Source organism: Kangiella sp. M94 (assembly GCF_054926195.1).
On record NZ_CM142903.1, the window covers coordinates 2909084 to 2926532 of the forward strand.

Genomic DNA, 17449 nt, shown 5'->3' on the forward strand with positions numbered 1-17449 from the left:
TTATCTTGCAATTAATTACAGCCGCAACCACCGCCGGCATAGGCACGGCCACCACTGGAAGCTTCTTTACTGAAATAGATGTGGTCATCCAGCGCGTCAGTCAGAGGCTGTTCATCCAGCGCCATTTCCGGTTTGGCAAGCAGATCTTTTTCCCACGCATTGACGCCCATGGTCGAACAGCCGCTCAGTAAACCGAAACCGAGGATAGCGAGTAACAGTAGTGACTTTTGTTTCATTCTGAATCTCCTGTATTGCTCAAACTGGTGGACTGTTGAGCCGTTGTAGCGAGCAAAGCTTGAATCTGATCGTTGATTTGGCTTATGTCTTTCTGGTGGAAGCCACGATGACGGTATTTGGCTGCACCAGTCTGATCGAGAAGGTAGCTGGTCGGCATGGCATCAACTTTAAAGTATTTGGCTAACTCGCCATTTTGGTCATAGAAGATTGTGAAGTTGGCTGGGTATTGAGCTAAAAACTGCTCTGCGGCTCCTGGCTCGGAATCTTCATTGATAGCGATGATGACGAAATTGTCTTCACCATAAGTTTCCTGTAAATCATTCATAACCGGAAAAGACTGACGGCAGGGGTCGCACCAGGATGCCCAGAAATCAACATAAACTACTTTGCCATGATATTGCTCGAGATTAAGCTGCTCTAACAAAGCAGGACTGTGCTCCACATTATTAGCCATGACGGTAGAAGTACCGAATGAGCAAACGGCCAGCAGTAACGAGCTTCTAAAAAGCTGAGAAAAGTGAATTCGCATGATACAAGCCTATATGTCATATTAATGTTGGCTAATATGAGTGCTGACTTGATCTGGAGCAACGAACAAATGCGCGTACAGCGCACAGGGAGCAGTAAAAGATAGGGGACATATGTCTATAGCATCTATTATCAGGCTATAAAATGACTTCTAATTCAAAGAGATAGAGTTAATGAGGGCTAGGTGGCAAAAATCTATAAAGATCTAAGTTTTAGAACTTCAAACTGTTTTCGAGCCATTGCAGATAGGCTGAGGATGCCTGCTCAATATTGCAGCTGATCAGCTCAAAAACATCATAAGGATGTTCGTTTTCCAGTAATTTACCGAGATCAGCCATTAGCTCGGCATGGGTTTTGATGATCATCAGCACTTCAGAGTCTTTTTCAACAGATGTCTGCCCAGATGAGTCATGCCATCGATACACGCTGGTTATATTAGGTACTATATTAACGCAAGCGGCCAATTTTTCATGAACCATTAACTCTGCCAAACGCTCCGCAGTTTCCTGATCGGGTGCAGTACATAAGGCGACCTGAAAGTCTTCTTGCTCAGAAAGTCGTGACATATCAATCGAACTTGTGATTTACTCGAATGTCCCCATTATAAAGCTATCGTTTAACAAAGACAGACCTATGTTTTTTCGTTTCTTTTTCTTAATCTTTATTGTTCTGGCAGTGCTGGAAATTTTTGTGCTGATTGAAGTCGGCAACTGGATTGGCGCACCCGCCACCATCGGTTTAATTCTACTGACCGGTATTATTGGCGTAGGCTTGCTTAAGCATCAGGGCTTATCGGTGTTCGAGCGTTTTAAAAGCAAGATGCAACAAGGGCAGGCGCCTGCTCAGGAAATCATTGAAGGCGTATTGTTGATTATTGCCGGGGCTTTTCTTATTACACCCGGTTTTGTCACTGACACCATTGGCTTTCTATGGCTGATCCCGGTTACTCGTAGTGCTTTTGCCAAAGGCATGGTGAAAGCCGGTTGGTTCAAGTTCCAGAAGATGAATGGGCAGGGAAACTTCCATTATGAGTATCACGAAAGCCGCACTGAACACAGCGAAAACTATAGTCACTCAGAAACCAGTGAAAAGGAACATAAACAGGTCAGTGGAAGCCGTGTGATTGAGGGTGAATACGAGCGGAAAGACGATGAAAAACAGTAGGTTAGAGCTGTCATTCAAGAAAATGATAAAAAAATGCAAAAATTAGCACTCAAGCCCCTTGAGTGCTAGCAAATAACCCCCATATTATCCCGCAACTAATTCAAACAAACTTTCAAACAAACTTTTCATAGTGAGTTAACTACTTTCTATATCAGGAGAAAAACATGAACTTACGTCCATTACATGATCGCGTCATCGTGCGCCGTTTAGAAGAAGAAACAACCTCTGCAGGCGGTATCGTCATTCCTGATAACGCCAAGGAAAAGCCTAGTCGTGGCGAAATTCTTGCCGTGGGTAACGGTAAGCCACTTGATTCAGGCGAAGTACGTGCAGTCGACGTTAAGGTTGGCGATAAAGTATTGTTCGGCAAATATGCTGGTACTGAAGTGAAAGCCGATGGCGAAGAACTTCTTGTATTACGCGAAGATGACATCATGGCCGTAATTGAAGGCTAATTAACAGAAATTAACCGAAAATAAACTAATTTTAGAGGAAATTTATCATGGCAAAAGAAGTAAGGTTTGGTGATGATGCTCGCCAACGCATGCTTAAAGGCGTCAATACTCTAGCTAACGCAGTTCGCGTAACTCTAGGTCCTAAAGGCCGCAACGTGATTTTAGACAAATCGTTCGGTGCTCCAACTATTACTAAAGATGGTGTTTCTGTCGCTAAAGAAATCGAACTAGAAGACAAGTTCGAAAACATGGGCGCGCAAATGCTAAAAGAAGTAGCCTCGCAAACTAACGACATCGCGGGTGACGGTACAACAACTGCAACCGTATTGGCTCAGTCAATTGTTACTGAAGGCTTGAAAGCTGTTGCAGCGGGCATGAACCCAATGGATCTGAAGCGCGGTATCGAAAAAGCCGTTATTGCAGCCGTTGAAGAATTGAAAAACATCTCAGTACCTTGTGAAGATCAGAAAGCCATCGCACAAGTAGGTACTATCTCAGCAAACTCTGACGAAAGCGTTGGTAAAATTATTGCTGAAGCCATGGCCAAAGTAGGCAAAGAAGGCGTTATCACTGTTGAAGAAGGTTCAGGCCTTAACAACGAATTAGACGTGGTAGAAGGTATGCAGTTCGACCGCGGTTACTTGTCGCCTTACTTCGTGACTAACGCAGAAAGCATGCAGGCTGAACTTGAAAGCCCATATATCCTGTTGGTTGACAAGAAAATCTCAAACATCCGCGAATTGCTACCAGTATTAGAAGGCGTTGCCAAAGCAAGCCGTCCATTATTGATCGTCGCTGAAGACGTAGAAGGCGAAGCGCTAGCTACTCTAGTGGTCAATACTATGCGCGGTATCGTCAAAGTTGCTGCGGTTAAAGCTCCAGGCTTCGGCGACCGTCGTAAAGCCATGCTAGAAGACATAGCAATCCTAACTGGCGCAACAGTGATTTCAGAAGACATCGGCATGAGTCTTGAAAACACCACTCTTGAGCAACTAGGTACAGCGAAAAGCGTACAAATCACCAAAGAAAACACCACCATCATCGATGGTGCCGGTGATAAAGCGCAAATCGATGGTCGCGTAAAACAGATTCGTGCGCAAATCGAAGACACTTCATCTGATTACGACCGCGAAAAATTGCAAGAACGCGTTGCTAAATTAGCAGGCGGTGTTGCAGTAATTAAAGTTGGCGCAGCCACCGAAGTTGAAATGAAAGAAAAGAAAGACCGTGTTGACGATGCACTACACGCAACTCGCGCCGCCGTAGAAGAAGGCGTAGTAGCAGGTGGTGGTACAGCATTAGTACGCGTACTTTCAAGACTAGGTGAGCTACGTGGTGACAACGAAGAGCAAAACGTCGGTATCAAAATCGCACTACGCGCCATGGAATCACCACTTCGTCAAATCGTCTCAAACTCTGGTGGTGAACCAGCAGTGGTCGTAGACAAAGTGAAAGCAGGCAAAGATAACTTTGGCTACAACGCCGCAACCGGTGAATTCGGTGACGTGGTTGAAATGGGTATCCTTGACCCAGCCAAAGTAACTCGTAGCGCCCTACAAAATGCCGCTTCAATCGCAGCTCTTATGATCACAACTGAAGCCATGATTACAGACCTACCTAAAGAAGACGGTGGGCCTGATATGGGCGGCGGTATGGGTGGTATGGGCGGTATGCCTGGCATGATGTAATTTAACGGGTCTTTTTGCTGCATTTCTTTGTTAGGTTAACTTTCACGTTTGGTCATTGGCTAGTAGCCAACTCCGGCACTTAAAAAGTTAACCTGCCTCGAACTGAAGCAAAAATCCTCCGTTAAAACCATCCCTTTAAAGGCCTCGCGAAAGCGGGGCCTTTTCATTTGTAGGGTCGAATTGCGATGCTCATTGGGCACCTAGCCAACTGTGCTTCTCATTACGACCTGCGCCTCGTTACAAAGCAAAACATCTGCGTTAAATACTCACCTATATAAAAAGCCCTGCCATTGGTAGGACTTTTTTATTTGCTGCATTTCTTTGTTAGGTTAACTTTTACGTTTGGTCATTGGCTAGCAGCCAACTCCCGCACTTAAACAGTTAACCTGCCTCGAACTGAAGCAAAAATCCTCCGTTAAAACCATCCCTAAGGCCTCGCGAAAGCGGGGTCTTTTATTTATAGGGTCATAAGGGCGAGCGCCACTCGCCCCTACAGTTATAAGTTGGGTAGACTTAACAAAGTGTAACCCATCGTGGTATTGATGAATGTGTTCATTGATGGGTTACGCCGTTGGCTAACCCATCCTATATTCCTATTATGTTAATAGATATCGTAGGCTGGTGATGAGCGTAGCGAATCCCAGCTTTTATGACTTTTCGAAAAGGATTTGCTGGGATTCGCTACGCTCATCACCAGCCTACACACTTCTATATTGACACCAGCTTGGTAGGGGCAGACCTACGTGTCTGCCCACTTTAATGGGCAAGTATAAATACCAGTCACCTGTGTTAGCGATAGATAGTCAGAAGGTGTTTCCTGTGGCGAAAAATTGTGATTGAAGCTAAAGTTAGCCCTGTTTGTTGTAGGACAACGATTCTGCAATGTTGGATTTAAATAAAAATAGAGGAAGAGCAATGAGTTCTATAATTAAAGTTGTAATTGGAATAATCGTTGGGGTTACCGGTTTTTGGGCTCTTGATCGATATGTTGAGGAAGGTGATAACAAGGCGCAGCAGGACACTAAAATTGAACAGGAAGTTTCGCTGTCAGGAAAGAATGAGAGCCGCACTCCAAACAATAAATTATCTAATGCTAAAGAAAAAGATGAAGCCGGTGAAGTAGAAAGTCTAACCAATGAACTTGAGTCATTAAAACGTGAAATGGAAATCAAAAATCAAGAGTTGATGGCTTCAAAGCTGGAAAGCAAGCGGTTGAATGCTATCTTGAAAGGTGATGGCACAAGTCTTGATGGTTTAACTGCAGAGCAGACCCCTTCTAATGATAGGAGTTCTAGCGTCCAAAATAAGTTTGAGGGTATCCCTGAGTCACACCATTCTTTATTAAGCCGTCCTGAGTCGATGCCTAAAGAAACCTACGAGCTTCACGATGACTTTGTCAATGAGCCGGAAGATATCAGTTGGGCGACATTGAAGGAGCAGCAGATTAATCATTTCTTGATGAATCATAAGGACAGCTCTCAGTTTATCGTCCATGTTGTTGAGTGCCGTAGCACTATGTGTGAGATTGTCGGCACTCAATTCCTTTCAGATAAAGATCTGTGGTCCGATATTACTCAACAGATGAGAAAGCAGGCTTGGTGGGACTTTCGAGGGTCGCATACAACGGGAACACCAGACGGAAATGGTAATGGCTTGTTTGCAACTATTCTGCGAAGAGCTCCTGACAACGAAAAAGAGAGCTAGAGGTCGGAAGATCTCGCAGGATTAATCGTGGTATTATTCAGCCATTAACTGATTCAAATAAATAACAAGGTTTAGCATCAATGAGTGACATTCAAGAGCTATTGAAGAACAACAAAGAGTGGGCTGAACAGATCGAGAAGGAAAACCCCGGCTTTTTTAAGACGCTTTCAGAACAACAGTCGCCAAAGTATTTGTGGATTGGCTGTTCCGATAGTCGAGTGCCTGCGAACCAGATTACGGGTTTGATGCCGGGTGAAGTGTTTGTCCATCGTAATGTAGCTAATGTAGTGTCGCACAGCGATCTTAACTGCTTGTCGGTGTTGCAGTTTGCGGTTGAGGTCTTGAAAGTTGAGCATATTATCGTTTGTGGTCATTATGGTTGCGGTGGTGTCAATGCTGCTTTAACCAATAAAAAACATGGGTTTATCGACAATTGGTTGAGCAACATCAAGGATGTGTATTTAAAACATGAGATGAAATTTAAACCCATTAAGAATGAGCAAGAGCGTTCAAACTTGATGTGTGAATTAAATGTTATTGAGCAGGTCAGCAACGTTTGCCGTACAACGACGGTTCAGGATGCCTGGGATCGCGGACAGAGTTTAAGTGTCCATGGCTGGTGTTATGGCCTCGAGAATGGCTTGATCACTGATTTAAAAGCGACCATTAGCGGTAAAGAACAGGTACCGGCCATTTTCAATTACGAAGAATAAGCGGTAAGCTGTATGCTATAGCGGTTTTGGGGAACCGCTGTCGTACCAAGGATAAAAATAGGAGGGGGAATGCGCAGTGATAAGGATAAAACTGTTGCCGGGACTAGTCAGTCTGTAGAGCAATACTATACTTATCGAATCTTTTCACCACTTGGAGCCTATCCGGCACAAGGATTAACTTCGCCTTTGGGTCAGTTAATCGCTGAAAAAGATTTTATTGCACTGGCGTTTAAAGATAACCGCCAGGCTCATGATCTGAAGTTCATGTTGGCCATGCTGTTATCGGTTAATGATGACAGAGGTTTTTTAAAACTGTACCCCTTTCCTTATAAGCACTTCTTCGAGTCTCGAAGTTACCAGATCACACCTAAACAGCTTCAATTTGATATCAAGCAAAAACTGTCGGAGCAGTATCGGCAAAGCGGTGAAACCATTCCCGAATTTGATCTGTATCAGAATGCTAAAGGAGCATCCTTACCCATCATTCTTGGTGGAACTCTCTATAGTACTTTTGATGGCTTAATCGATACTCATCAATTCAATTTATTGTCTGATATTTTATATCAGAAGAATGACCAGCGGTTTAATTTGCTGTGTAAGAGTCTGCTGATGAGCAATCAAAACAGCTGCCACTTTCAGTTCAGTCAGCAAGCGGTTTTATTTTTGCTTGATGCATTGATGTTGTTCGAAGATTTTATGGGTATCGAAAAAATCGACAGCTCCAGACTGCAAACTCTTTTAACTCAGTTAGGCGATAATAAAACTGATGCGCTGATTGCAAAATATCAGTTAGCGGAATCTATAACCCCCATGGAATACCATAAAACTTTCGATGCTATATGCCATGCCCTGACTAAATACTTGTTAGGTAAGAGCTAGCGTCCGACCCAGACTTCAACACGACGGTTCTTGTTGCGACCATTTTCTGTGTTGTTAGAAGCAATGGCCCCCTTGCTACCATAGCCTTGAACGTAAAAGGGGGGCACGCCAGCCTGCTCAAGCTCAGCTTCAATAATGCGCGCCAGTTTCTTCGAGTCTTGCTTGTCGTTTTCTACATTGCCAGATTCGTAACTAAATCCGAATAAGAATAAATCCTCCAGCTGATGCTTTTTAACGTACTTAACTAAACGTTGAATATCCAGTTTGGCTTTATTATCCAATTCATCGGTGCCCTCATCAAAATGAAAAGTGATAGAGAGGCGCTTCGAATCAGTAATCATGTTGAGGTAGCGTGGTGGGTAATTACGATTAAAGCGAATAGTCGCGTCATTAACCTTCAATGAAATCAGGCCGGTTTTTTCAACGACCGTTTGCGCTTGATCCTGCTGAACAAACTGCATAAAACGGCGCGCATGTGGATTGGTATTGTTGCTGGGATAATACATATACAGACGGCGACTTAATACATAATCTTCAGTGCTCACAGTAAATAGATTAGGTTTGAAAGAAAGGGCAACCCCAGTTTCGGATAGCGCTAATGGTTTATTGTCATTAACGTAGGAAAGACCGATAAAGCCGATGGCACCAGGGGTGTTATAGACCATATTCGAAAGCTCACCGGAAGATTCATAGCGTTTGGCGTACTCTGACAGTTTTACCTGATGACGATCGAGTACCAGTGATTTAAAAGTATCAAAGGTTCCTGAGTTATCATCACGCGCAAACAGGCTGATTTTTTGATTGGGGCCACCAATCTCCTGCCAGTTGCGAATCTCCCCTGCAAAAATACGCGCCAGATTTTCTGTGTCTAAAGTGTTCACTTCAAGCTGTGGGTGAACAATGACTGCCAGACCATCAACCGCAATGGTCAGTTCACTGTCAACAGACTTCAGATCACCATACAAGCTACGCATTTGGATGCGTTCTTTTTCTTTGATGCGACGTGACGACATGGCGATATCGGTATCTTCGGCGGCCAACGCTTTAAAACCGGTGCTAGATCCATGCGCTTTGATATCAACCCCTTTAATCGAGCCGTCAGCAAATTGACTCAGTACGGTTTTTTCAACCGCATGGGTTTCGACGATACCCGTTCGAGTGGCGCCTTCTGCTCTTAAAAACTCCTCAGCCAACCTCGGGGCGAGTGATTCGCCAATGGTGTTGGATCCTTTCATTGCAAACAAAACGGTCGCTTTACTGATATCACTTTCAGTAAATGTCCGGCTTTGATTTTCGGTAGTTTTAGCAATTAAGGGCTGTACTAATAGCGTGCAAAGTAATGAGGCAGTAACAAGGATTCGCGCAAGTGATGTCATGATCACTCCTGATAGTTTTAATTAAGCGGTTAGATGCAAGTTCGCAGAATTATAAGATCTAACAGGGAGTGGGAAATGACAGTTTTATGACATTGCGATTTGGTTTGCCAGTCAATATGACAAGCGTGGTCCGTAAATCAAGTTCAGCTTTGGCGGAGCACCGCAAAGTCGGCCTGCATGGTGGCTTTGCTTTCGCCGGCTTCAATCACATCGATTTCAAGTGACAATCGGCCGCGACCCCTTGAATCAAATCTTTTAAGAAAGTGAGCAATAATATCGGGATCTGCAATTTGACAACTGGCAACGATATCTCCATTGATTGGTTTACTGTAGCGAATGGTGGCGCTAGCCAGTACCACCGAACCGTGACGTTGTCGTTGTTGAACCAGGTGTGTCACCAATGACCAGCCGGCCAGCGTTGCTGTGGTGTAGATGCTACCGGCAAAGGCGGTGTTATGAATGTTCTTATTGGCCTCAAAAGGTGCCGAGACCTGAATGCTATTGCTGGTCAGGTTATCGACCTGAATTTGCAGCGCTTGAGTGATCGGAATTTCTTTATACAGCAGTTGTTGCAGCTCAGCAGCTTCCATGGGTACACAAGGGTTTGCGGATAGTAAGAAGTTACTCTAACAATATTTTCAAAAAAGTTAACCCTTTTCCAACTGGTCGGCGTTTATAGCAGTGTTGTTAAGTTAAATAGCTAACATAAATATGAATCAAATGGATGGAGCACTAACATGAGTACTGACAAAGCAAACACTGCGAAAACATCATTAAAAATCAGCGTCTTGGCTAGCATGATCGCCTTGGCAATATCCGGCTGCCAAAACACTGATACCAGTGAGCAAAGAGCTGAACAAGACAAGCGAGTCGAAATAGCAAAAGCTGAGGAACTGAAGCGACAAAGGATAGAGCAGGAACGCATTGTAGTGACTGGGTCGCGTATTCAAGCAGAGGCCAAAGAGCGTAAAGTGGCTATGTATGATATGGCGATGCCTGCGCCACAGGCTCCGGGTATTTGGCAACAACCGCAAGTCAATCGCGAACAATATCAACACTTTGATGATTCAGGTATTTTTCTGGCTAAAGAACAACCCGTTTCTACCTTCAGCATCGATGTGGATACCGGTTCTTATTCAAATGTACGACGCATGTTGAATGATGGTTATTTGCCACCGGAAGATGCGGTGCGGCTGGAAGAGTTTGTGAATTATTTTAATTATGACTATCAAACGCCGGATACTACAGAACAACCCTTTGCGGTCAATACGCAGGTGTTTGACGCACCCTGGAATACTAATGCCTATCTGATGCAGGTTGGTATTAAAGGTTTTGAGCCTGAGCAGCAGGAGTTACCGCCATCCAACCTGGTGTATCTGATCGATGTGTCCGGCTCAATGAATAGCGAAGATAAGTTGGGGCTGGTTAAGAAATCACTCAAGCTGTTAGCGCAGGAAAGCAGTGATCAGGACAAGATCTCAATCGTGGTTTATGCCGGAGCCAGTGGTGTGGTGCTTGAGCCAACTAAGGGCAATGACCGTATGGCGATTGAGCAGGCTTTGGATCGCTTAAGTGCTGGTGGCTCAACCAATGGTGGTGCAGGTATTGAGCTAGCCTATAAGCTGGCCGAACAGGCTTATATTGAAGATGGCATCAATCGAGTGATTCTGGCGACCGATGGTGACTTTAATGTAGGTACCGTTAATCGTGAGCAATTAATCGATTTGGTAGAGCGTAAACGTGAAAGCGGTATCTCATTTACCACGCTGGGCTTTGGCAGTGGTAACTACAATGAGCATCTGATGGAGCAGTTGGCTGATAAGGGTAACGGCAACTACGGGTATATCGACACCTTGCAGGAAGCTCGTAAATTATTGGTCGAGCAGCGCGCCGGCACCTTAATGACGATTGCCAAGGACGTTAAAATTCAGGTGGAGTTTAATCCGCAGGTGGTTGCTGAATACCGTTTGCTGGGTTATGAAAATCGCGCCCTGAACCGTGAAGATTTTAATAATGACAAAGTGGATGCCGGTGAAATCGGTGCCGGTCATACCGTGACAGCTCTCTATGAAGTGGTATTGGTTGGTTCGGAAGGACGCCGTGTGGATGAGCTGCGTTACGCTGAAAAGGAAGCTCAAAAGCAAAAGTTGTCAGACGAGGCGGCGCTGGTAAAACTGCGCTATAAAATGCCGGATCAAGATAAAAGTCGACTAATCAGTCATGTCATTGAGCGTAGCCAGTTTAAGCATGGCAACAGGGTTGCTGGTGACAGCGAGTTCGCAGCCAGTGTTGCTGGATTTGCACAACTGTTGCGTGGCGGTCGCTATTTGAATGGTTGGGATTGGCAGCAGGCCATTGAGTTAGCACAGACCAGCAAAGGCGCTGATAAAGATGGTTATCGCGGTGAAATGATTCAGCTGATGAAGATGGCGCAGCTTTTAGATGAGCAGAACGACCAGGCTGATGAGCAAGTCAGTAGCCAATAGTTTATGGCAAATACAAGCATTGAGCAGGCAACAATATGCTTGAAAGCCTGAAGCTAACAAGCCATTATGGCGCTGGGGATGTGTTTCACAAGAGATCACGAGTGACCAGAAGTAACGAAACCTTTGACAGCAATCAACAGCGCCAAGCCTCTCAATCAGCCGAGCTGAGCGATGAGGCTTTGATGGTTGGCTATGCCAAAGGCAATATGCGCGCTTTCGAGCAACTCTATTTGCGGCATAAAAATCCCTTGTTACGCTATTTTTTACGCCAGGTGGATAGTCGCGCCACCGCCGAGGAGCTGTTTCAGGAAACCTGGCAAAGTGTGATCAAGGCTAGTGATGGCTATCAGGTCAGTGCCAAATTTACCACCTGGCTCTATCACATGGCGCGCAACAAGCTGATTGACCATTATCGCAAGCAGGGACGAGGCGAGGTTTTATCCTTGGATGATGAGGTGGATATGCAGCCGGTGGCGAGTTCAGCCAGCGAGCCAGAGCAGCAGCTCAATGAGGCTCAATCCAAGCAGCAGTTTTTATGGGCATTGAACCAATTACCGCCAGCGCAACGAGAAGTGCTGGTGTTGAAAATCGAGAGCGCCATGACGGTGCAGGAAATTGCAGAAACCATACAGGATAACGCGGAAGCGGTGAAGAGCCGGCTGCGTTATGCGGTACAGAAGCTCAAGCAGTTCATCAGTGAAGCAGCGCTTGAGGTGGAGTTATGAGTAAAGATAAAGACCTAGACAAGTTGCAGCAGTGGCAGGGCGAGGAAGAAACCAGCTCAGAACTGGATCAGAATATCCTGGCTATGGCCGAACAGCATCTTAAGCAAAAAGAATCCAAGGCTGCTGGCGGAAGCTGGTGGCATCGTTTGCGCGTGCCAGTTTCAGTGGCCGCTGGGTTACTGGTGACGCTTGGTGTCGCCCGTCTGATGGTCAATTTAAGCGGCGAAGATATGAATAATAGGGCGCAAATCGTCAGTTCAAAGCCGCTTGAAGAGCGTTATGCAATAGAAATGGATGCCGAGATGGCCTATTTAGAAAGAGCGCGTCAGAAGGAAGAGCAGGCCAAAGCTCAGGCAATGCATGAAAGTAAAAAGCGAATGCTGGCAGCACCGGCAGCACCGCAGGAGCCGGTACTGGAGCCACCTCCGGTCAGCGAAGTGGCCTCGGATAGCATTGCCTCCTCAGAAACCATTGTGGTAACAGGTTCCAGAATTAAAGCGGAAGAGTCAGAGTCAGCTGAGCCGGTGACGACTATCGTGGCAGAAGGCAATCAAACAGCCGGCTTTGATGATCATGGCGTATTGGATGAAGCAGTGCTTGGATACCCTTTACCCGAGGTCTGGCTCGAGGAAATTGAACAGGCATTAGATGCGGGTGATGAAATAACCGCATTGGATGAGTGGGAACAGTTTCAACGTACCTATCCTGAGTTCGAAGTTGATGAAAAATTGCTTAAGCGTATAAAAACCCTACAAAAACTGCGAGAAAACCCCTAGGGTCTGTTGACCTTTGAGGTTCGTTTTTGCAGCTGTTTGTTTGGGTTTTATACAAGGCATCGCGTGTGAGGTGTAGTCATTCTCCATCCACGCGCGTATAACACAGTAGAAAAGCCAAACAAACGCTGTCCTTCGGGTTCAATCAAAAGCGCCCTGCTCTTTGTTGCTCGCCATTACCTTAGAATGACTAGGCTACATGGCGATCGCCGCGATCAGAACGCTTTTGTTTTGAACAAAAATTGAACCCCAAAGGCCAACAAACCCTGGACGTGTTGGGTTTTATTACAGATCCGTCTAGTTTTTCCCTATCTTCTCAGATAAAATGGCCGCCCTTAAATCTTGATTCCGATCAAGGTTGATTGGCTAAATTCCTGCTAGGGCAGACAGGAATTCTTAGTATTTATTATCTAATTAATAACAATTTTCCGCATTTTGCGGGTTAACGTTAGTGGAGAGAAGAGCATGTCATTGTTCCGCAAAGTCGCTCTCGCTGTAGCCGCGCTAGCTGTATTAGTGCTAACCGGTTGTAGTGAACAGGCGTATAACATGCGTGAAGGTGTGACTGAGATCAGTAAAGAAGTTTACGAATTACACATGATCGCGATCTGGGTCTGTGTAGTGATCGGAGTCCTAACTTTTGGCGCAATGTTTTACTCGATGTTTGCGCATCGTAAAAGCAAAAACCCTATTCCAGCTAAGTTTTCTCACAGTACCACAGTTGAGATTATTTGGACCGTTATTCCTTTCATCATCCTTATCGCATTAGCAGTTCCGGCTGTTAGCTTGTTGATAAAGATGGAAGATTCCAGTAATTCAGACATGACCGTTATGGTTAAAGGTCATCAATGGAAGTGGGAATACAAATACATCGATGGTGATAATGACCCAAGTAACGATGTTAGCTTCTTCTCAAATCTAGATCAGCAATCAATAGAGGTTAGGGATAATTCAGGAAAGAACTTCTCAGGCACTCCTATCGATTATGAAAATTATCTATTAGAAGTCGATAATCCTCTAGTTATCCCTGCGGGCAAAAAAGTTCGCTTCTTAGTTACAGCAGAAAAAGTTATTCACTCATTCTGGGTACCTGATTTTTCTGTCAAAAAAGATGCGATTCCAGGCTTTGTTAATGAAGTATGGACTAAGGTAGACGAGCCAGGCATATACCGCGGAGTGTGCGCGGAGCTATGTGGTGCAAATCATGGCTTTATGCCCATCGTGGTCAAAGTTGTTGAGCCAGCAGAGTATGATGCATGGATGACAGAGAAAGTCGCAGAGGCTAAATCAGGCCCTGACTTGAATGAGCGTACTATGGCTCAGTTAATGGCAGATGGCGAAAAGTCATACAATACCTATTGCTCAGCGTGTCATAAAGTAGATGGCACTGGTTCTGGTCCATTCCCTGCATTGATTGGAAGCCCTGTTGCAACAGGCGATATCGAGAAACATATTGATGTGGTGGTAAATGGTGTTCCAGGTACTGCGATGCAGGCGTTTGGTGCTCAATTAACTGAAGCTGAGATTGCTGCAATCGTCACTTATGAGCGTAATGCCTGGGGCAACGACATGGGTGATAAAGCTCAGCCACAAGACGTCTATGACTTCAAAAATGCCGGTAAGGAGGAATAATTATGGGTGATCATAAACCAACCGGCATTTCACGCTGGTTATTTACTACGAACCATAAAGACATCGGTACTATGTACCTGGTCTTCTCGTTCATCATGTTCCTGATTGGTGGTGCTATGGCAATGGTTATCCGTGCCGAGCTATTCCAACCGGGTTTACAGTTCGTTGAACCTAACTTTTTCAATCAGATGACAACCCTGCACGGCTTAATCATGGTCTTTGGTGCCGTGATGCCAGCAACTGTTGGTCTTGCTAACTGGTTGATTCCGATGATGATTGGTGCGCCAGACATGGCCTTGCCACGTATGAACAACTGGAGTTTCTGGATCCTTCCAGCAGCCTTTATCCTGTTGTTGTCATCATTGTTCATGGAAGGTGGAGCGCCTAACTTTGGTTGGACATTCTACGCTCCATTATCAACCTATCCCGGTTCTCCTCCTTCCACCGACTTCTTTATCTTTGGTGTTCACTTGATGGGTATCTCATCCATCATGGGTGCTATCAACGTTATCGTGACTGTATTCAACATGCGTGCTCCTGGCATGACATTGATGAAAATGCCATTGTTCGTATGGACCTGGTTAATTACAGCCTTCTTGCTGGTTATGGTTATGCCAGTACTTGCCGGCGCGGTCACTATGATGTTGACAGACCGTCACTTCGGTACCTCATTCTTTGATGCTGCTGGTGGTGGTGATCCAGTGATGTTCCAGCATATTTTCTGGTTCTTCGGTCACCCTGAAGTTTACATCATGATTCTTCCTGCGTTTGGTATCGCTTCTGCGATTATTCCAACCTTTGCTAGAAAGAAGCTGTTTGGTTACTCTTCAATGGTTTATGCAACAGCATCGATCGCTTTCCTATCATTCATCGTTTGGGCTCACCATATGTTTACAGTGGGTATGCCGGTTAAAGGTGAATTATTCTTCATGATTGCGACTATGTTGATTGCTGTACCAACTGGAGTGAAGGTGTTTAACTGGATTGCTACTATGTGGCAAGGTTCTATCACCTACGAAACGCCTATGTTGTATGCGATTGCTTTCGTGATTCTATTTACTATTGGTGGTTTCTCTGGCGTGATGTTGGCGTTAACTCCGGTAGATTGGCAGTATCATGATACCTATTTCGTGGTTGCTCACTTCCACTATGTACTATTCCCGGGTGCTATTTTCGGTACCATGGCAGCAGTTTATTACTGGATGCCTAAGTGGACTGGTCGTATGTATGATGAGAAGTTGGCTAAAGTCCACTTCTGGTTATCAATCGTGTTTGTTAACTTAACTTTCTTCCCAATGCACTTCTCAGGTTTGGCGGGTATGCAACGTCGTGTTCCTGATTACAACATTATGTTCTCTGACTTCAATATGTGGTCAAGTATTGGTGCATTTGGCCTAGGTTTAACTCAGTTCCTATTCTTGTGGATTCTGGTTAAAACCTGCATGTTGAAGAAAGGTGAAAAAGCGACTGATCAAGTATGGGAAGGTGCAGAGGGTCTTGAATTTAATCAATTACCTTCACCAGCACCGTACCATTCATTTAGTACGCCACCTAAAGTGGACTAATAGTGATTAATCTGACGAAGTAACTGATTATGAGTGATATTAACCAACAGCCCGAGCAAGATAAAAACAAGGTTATGACCCGTAAGCTGGTCATGGTGGTGTTGATCATGTTGGCTTTTGGTTTTGCCATGATTCCTTTATACGATGTGTTCTGTCAGATCACGGGCTTAAATGGTAAATCAAACGGTCTTGCTGTTTACCAACAGCAAGAGCCGGATACCAGCCGTGAGATTACCGTTCAATTTATGACAATCACCAAGAACGACATGCCTTGGGATTTTCAGCCGGTACAAACACAAATAAAGGTCTATCCTGGCAAGGAATATGAAGTTAACTTCCGAGTTAAAAATCGCGCAGGTAAAGCTATTGTAGGGCAAGCGATTCCGAGCTTTTCGCCAAACCTGGTCAGCCAGTATTTCAATAAAACGGAGTGTTTCTGTTTTAATCAGCAAACGCTGGCTGCCGGTGCTACTGAAGAAATGCCAATGCGTTTCTTTGTGGATAAAGATTTGCCGGAAAAGTATGACACCATTACATTGGCTTATACGCTACACAACGTGACGCCTGCCGAGCAACAAACACAGGCTGCTGACTAAGACGTCAGCGCAACGGTCTTTAACGGAGACATACGATGAGTGAACAAACAAATACAGAATACGAAAAGTATTATGTACCAGAGCAGAGCAAGCTGCCGTTTATCGGTTCTATCGGCTTGTTTTTAACTGCTTTTGGTGCAGGCCATATGGTCCAAGGTGGCTCTCTATCTTGGGTTTTATGGATAGGTTTAGCAGTATTGATCTGGATGGTATCTACTTGGTGGGCAACAACCATCCGTGAATCGATGAGTGGCTTATACAGCGCACAAATGAGCCGTTCATTCCGTCAGGGCATGATGTGGTTCATTACTTCAGAAGTAATGTTCTTCGCGGCATTCTTCGGCGCACTATTCTATGTTCGTATCCTGGTCATGGAATGGTTGGGCGGTTCAAGCAACAACGCTGCAACGCATGAGTTCTTATGGCCTGAGTTTATTCCTAACTGGCCAATGGAGAAAACTCCTGGTGGGGAAACGACTCAAGGCATGGGCGCCTGGGGCTTGCCTGCTATCAACACCGCGATTCTTTTATTCTCTTCATTTACTTTGACCATTGCGCACCATGCTTTGGTGGAAAAGAATCGCCAAACACTAATCCTGTTCACTGCCATTACAGCAGCCCTGGGTGTTATTTTCATGGGTCTTCAGATTTGGGAATACATCCATGCCTACACTGAAATGGGATTAACCTTAGGTAGTGGTATTTACGGTTCAACCTTCTTTATGTTGACCGGTTTCCACGGCTTGCACGTTACGGTTGGTACGATTTTCTTAATTATTCTGACTATCCGTTGCGCAAAAGGTCACTTTACCCCGCAAGATCACTTTGCCTATGAAGCTGGCGCCTGGTACTGGCACTTCGTAGACGTGGTCTGGGTATTCCTGTTTATCTTCGTTTACATCCTGTAAGCAGCTAAACAGACATAAAA

Annotated in this window: 18 protein-coding genes; 13 read left to right on the plus strand and 5 right to left on the minus strand. The window is 45.0% G+C overall.

Annotated elements, in window-relative coordinates; all coding sequences use genetic code 11:
• Positions 1-11: 11 nt before the first annotated feature.
• From ACYTXU_RS13530 to cutA, 3 genes are all read right to left on the minus strand, one after another.
• On the minus strand, positions 12-236 hold the full coding sequence (locus ACYTXU_RS13530; protein WP_462207392.1) for a DUF4266 domain-containing protein: 225 nt from the start codon (positions 234-236) through the stop codon (positions 12-14).
• Positions 233-766, minus strand: coding sequence for a TlpA disulfide reductase family protein (locus ACYTXU_RS13535; RefSeq protein ID WP_462207394.1), 534 nt, complete (start codon positions 764-766; stop codon positions 233-235). Before ACYTXU_RS13535 ends, ACYTXU_RS13530 begins: the two co-directional genes overlap by 4 nt.
• Before the next feature lie 211 nt (positions 767-977).
• Positions 978-1331, minus strand: coding sequence for a divalent-cation tolerance protein CutA (gene cutA / locus ACYTXU_RS13540; RefSeq protein ID WP_462207396.1), 354 nt, complete (start codon positions 1329-1331; stop codon positions 978-980).
• 67 nt (positions 1332-1398) lie between these two features.
• On the opposite strand from cutA, the gene ACYTXU_RS13545 reads away from it, so the two are divergent.
• The 6 genes from ACYTXU_RS13545 to ACYTXU_RS13570 all read left to right on the plus strand — a co-directional run bounded on the left by ACYTXU_RS13545 (position 1399) and on the right by ACYTXU_RS13570 (position 7368).
• The gene (locus ACYTXU_RS13545) at positions 1399-1929 is read left to right on the plus strand and encodes an FxsA family protein (protein ID WP_462207397.1); all 531 of its coding nucleotides are present in this window, start codon (positions 1399-1401) and stop codon (positions 1927-1929) included.
• 164 nt (positions 1930-2093) lie between these two features.
• Positions 2094-2384 (plus strand): co-chaperone GroES, encoded by a 291-nt coding sequence (groES, locus tag ACYTXU_RS13550; protein ID WP_012800203.1) that lies wholly within the window; start codon positions 2094-2096, stop codon positions 2382-2384.
• Between the two features lie 44 nt (positions 2385-2428).
• Complete coding sequence (groL, locus tag ACYTXU_RS13555; protein WP_462209441.1) at positions 2429-4072, plus strand: chaperonin GroEL; 1644 nt, start codon at positions 2429-2431, stop codon at positions 4070-4072.
• A 915-nt stretch (positions 4073-4987) separates the two neighbouring features.
• Positions 4988-5776, plus strand: coding sequence for a hypothetical protein (locus ACYTXU_RS13560; RefSeq protein ID WP_462207399.1), 789 nt, complete (start codon positions 4988-4990; stop codon positions 5774-5776).
• Between the two features lie 80 nt (positions 5777-5856).
• The gene (gene can / locus ACYTXU_RS13565) at positions 5857-6489 is read left to right on the plus strand and encodes a carbonate dehydratase (RefSeq protein ID WP_462207400.1); all 633 of its coding nucleotides are present in this window, start codon (positions 5857-5859) and stop codon (positions 6487-6489) included.
• 69 nt (positions 6490-6558) lie between these two features.
• On the plus strand, positions 6559-7368 hold the full coding sequence (locus ACYTXU_RS13570) for a hypothetical protein (protein WP_462207402.1): 810 nt from the start codon (positions 6559-6561) through the stop codon (positions 7366-7368).
• On the opposite strand, the gene ACYTXU_RS13575 is transcribed toward ACYTXU_RS13570, so the two are convergent.
• Positions 7365-8744, minus strand: a complete 1380-nt coding sequence (locus tag ACYTXU_RS13575; protein ID WP_462207404.1) for a substrate-binding domain-containing protein — start codon at positions 8742-8744, stop codon at positions 7365-7367. The two genes, ACYTXU_RS13570 and ACYTXU_RS13575, sit on opposite strands and share 4 nt — an antisense overlap.
• Before the next feature lie 143 nt (positions 8745-8887).
• Entirely contained in the window at positions 8888-9334 is a 447-nt protein-coding gene (locus tag ACYTXU_RS13580; RefSeq protein ID WP_462207405.1) for a YiiD C-terminal domain-containing protein, read from the minus strand.
• A gap of 147 nt (positions 9335-9481) precedes the next feature.
• On the opposite strand from ACYTXU_RS13580, the gene ACYTXU_RS13585 reads away from it, so the two are divergent.
• The 7 genes from ACYTXU_RS13585 to ACYTXU_RS13615 all read left to right on the plus strand — a co-directional run bounded on the left by ACYTXU_RS13585 (position 9482) and on the right by ACYTXU_RS13615 (position 17429).
• Positions 9482-11230: a vWA domain-containing protein gene (locus ACYTXU_RS13585; protein ID WP_462207407.1), complete on the plus strand. Its 1749-nt coding sequence runs from the start codon at positions 9482-9484 to the stop codon at positions 11228-11230.
• Between the two features lie 101 nt (positions 11231-11331).
• Complete coding sequence (locus tag ACYTXU_RS13590; RefSeq protein ID WP_462207408.1) at positions 11332-11955, plus strand: RNA polymerase sigma factor; 624 nt, start codon at positions 11332-11334, stop codon at positions 11953-11955.
• On the plus strand, positions 11952-12731 hold the full coding sequence (locus ACYTXU_RS13595) for a hypothetical protein (RefSeq protein ID WP_462207410.1): 780 nt from the start codon (positions 11952-11954) through the stop codon (positions 12729-12731). Before ACYTXU_RS13590 ends, ACYTXU_RS13595 begins: the two co-directional genes overlap by 4 nt.
• Before the next feature lie 462 nt (positions 12732-13193).
• Complete coding sequence (gene coxB / locus ACYTXU_RS13600; RefSeq protein WP_462207411.1) at positions 13194-14360, plus strand: cytochrome c oxidase subunit II; 1167 nt, start codon at positions 13194-13196, stop codon at positions 14358-14360.
• A 2-nt stretch (positions 14361-14362) separates the two neighbouring features.
• A complete protein-coding gene (gene ctaD, locus ACYTXU_RS13605) occupies positions 14363-15925 on the plus strand; it encodes a cytochrome c oxidase subunit I (RefSeq protein ID WP_462207412.1) in 1563 nt (520 codons plus the stop codon).
• 29 nt (positions 15926-15954) lie between these two features.
• Positions 15955-16521, plus strand: a complete 567-nt coding sequence (locus tag ACYTXU_RS13610; RefSeq protein WP_462207414.1) for a cytochrome c oxidase assembly protein — start codon at positions 15955-15957, stop codon at positions 16519-16521.
• Between the two features lie 35 nt (positions 16522-16556).
• Positions 16557-17429, plus strand: coding sequence for a cytochrome c oxidase subunit 3 (locus ACYTXU_RS13615; RefSeq protein WP_462207415.1), 873 nt, complete (start codon positions 16557-16559; stop codon positions 17427-17429).
• Positions 17430-17449: the final 20 nt, after the last annotated feature.

What these genes read in the sequence shown, in the direction of transcription:
- ACYTXU_RS13530 (WP_462207392.1), bottom strand. Translation starts at nt 236, where the DNA reads ATGAAACAAAAGTCACTACTGTTACTCGCTATCCTCGGTTTCGGTTTA.
- ACYTXU_RS13535 (WP_462207394.1), bottom strand. Translation starts at nt 766, where the DNA reads ATGCGAATTCACTTTTCTCAGCTTTTTAGAAGCTCGTTACTGCTGGCC.
- cutA (WP_462207396.1), bottom strand. Translation starts at nt 1,331, where the DNA reads ATGTCACGACTTTCTGAGCAAGAAGACTTTCAGGTCGCCTTATGTACT.
- ACYTXU_RS13545 (WP_462207397.1), top strand. Translation starts at nt 1,399, where the DNA reads ATGTTTTTTCGTTTCTTTTTCTTAATCTTTATTGTTCTGGCAGTGCTG.
- groES (WP_012800203.1), top strand. Translation starts at nt 2,094, where the DNA reads ATGAACTTACGTCCATTACATGATCGCGTCATCGTGCGCCGTTTAGAA.
- ACYTXU_RS13560 (WP_462207399.1), top strand. Translation starts at nt 4,988, where the DNA reads ATGAGTTCTATAATTAAAGTTGTAATTGGAATAATCGTTGGGGTTACC.
- can (WP_462207400.1), top strand. Translation starts at nt 5,857, where the DNA reads ATGAGTGACATTCAAGAGCTATTGAAGAACAACAAAGAGTGGGCTGAA.
- ACYTXU_RS13570 (WP_462207402.1), top strand. Translation starts at nt 6,559, where the DNA reads ATGCGCAGTGATAAGGATAAAACTGTTGCCGGGACTAGTCAGTCTGTA.
- ACYTXU_RS13575 (WP_462207404.1), bottom strand. Translation starts at nt 8,744, where the DNA reads ATGACATCACTTGCGCGAATCCTTGTTACTGCCTCATTACTTTGCACG.
- ACYTXU_RS13580 (WP_462207405.1), bottom strand. Translation starts at nt 9,334, where the DNA reads ATGGAAGCTGCTGAGCTGCAACAACTGCTGTATAAAGAAATTCCGATC.
- ACYTXU_RS13585 (WP_462207407.1), top strand. Translation starts at nt 9,482, where the DNA reads ATGAGTACTGACAAAGCAAACACTGCGAAAACATCATTAAAAATCAGC.
- ACYTXU_RS13595 (WP_462207410.1), top strand. Translation starts at nt 11,952, where the DNA reads ATGAGTAAAGATAAAGACCTAGACAAGTTGCAGCAGTGGCAGGGCGAG.
- coxB (WP_462207411.1), top strand. Translation starts at nt 13,194, where the DNA reads ATGTCATTGTTCCGCAAAGTCGCTCTCGCTGTAGCCGCGCTAGCTGTA.
- ctaD (WP_462207412.1), top strand. Translation starts at nt 14,363, where the DNA reads ATGGGTGATCATAAACCAACCGGCATTTCACGCTGGTTATTTACTACG.
- ACYTXU_RS13610 (WP_462207414.1), top strand. Translation starts at nt 15,955, where the DNA reads ATGAGTGATATTAACCAACAGCCCGAGCAAGATAAAAACAAGGTTATG.
- ACYTXU_RS13615 (WP_462207415.1), top strand. Translation starts at nt 16,557, where the DNA reads ATGAGTGAACAAACAAATACAGAATACGAAAAGTATTATGTACCAGAG.